The following is a 977-nucleotide window of genomic DNA, read 5'->3' on the forward strand; positions in this document are numbered from 1 at the left end:
AGACGTAGGCGATGGCGCGCGCCGGCTGCCCGCTGGGCCGTTCCACCACGTCCTCGGCAAGCCCTGCCCTCGGCGGGTCCACCACGATCACGTCCGCATCGGAGTCCGGGAACTCGCGCCCTGCGTCCCCACCCACGGCGTCGACGTTGTCGAGCCCCGCTCGCTCGAGGTTGCGCCTGAGGTCGCGGACGGCGGGTCCGTATGACTCGACGGCGTCCACCCATGAGACGCGTCGCGCCAGGGGCAGGGTGAAGGTGCCCGCCCCGCAGTAGAGGTCCATGGCGACGTCGCCCTCGTCTGGGTCGAGCCCCTCCATCACGAGTTCGACCAGTCGCTCGGCGCCCTTGGTGTTGACCTGGAAGAAGGAGGGGGCGGAGAGGAGCATTGTCCCACCCGCGACCTGCTCGCCCCAGCAGCCCGCGCCCGAGAGCCGCTCCACGCCCGTCACGCGCCGGGCCTTCTTGGGACCCTTGGTGAGCACGCGCACGACTGAGCTCGCCCTTGTCGCCTCCTGCAACACCTTCGCGACTTGCGCCCGGGGGAAGGGGCCGGGCTCGGTCCACAGGGCAATCTCGACCTCGCGCGTGCGGCGGGAGGCCCTGATGCCCACACGGTCGATGTCGAGCCCGTGGGAGTGGGAGAGGTAGCTCAGCGCGCCGGCGACGGACTTGGTGAGCTTGGAGTGGCGGGCGTCGAGGAGGGGGCAGGAGTCGACCTTGACCACACCCGTCCCGGACCTGTCATGCATGCCGATCAGGCTGCGCCGTCCGTGACGCTCGAAGGCGAGCTCGACCTTGTTGCGGTACCCCCAGCGCTCGCCGGGGGACTCGCAGGGCGCGACCAGCGACTCAGCCCGAGCGGGGTCCATGTGGCCGATCCTCACCAGCGCGTCCACCGCGCTGGAGCGCTTCTGCTCCAGCTGGGCGCCCTCGGAGAGCCCCGCCCAGGGACAGCCGCCGCAGACCGGGACGAGGGGG

At 71.6% G+C, this 977-nt stretch carries 1 protein-coding gene; it reads right to left on the reverse strand.

Annotation, left to right across the window (positions count from 1 at the left end):
• Positions 1–977 (reverse strand): class I SAM-dependent RNA methyltransferase (locus tag BQ7388_RS10605; RefSeq protein ID WP_072500637.1); only part of this gene is annotated, 977 nt, incomplete at both ends.

The organism is Olsenella phocaeensis (genome assembly GCF_900120385.1).
GTDB lineage: Bacteria > Actinomycetota > Coriobacteriia > Coriobacteriales > Atopobiaceae > Olsenella_I > Olsenella_I phocaeensis.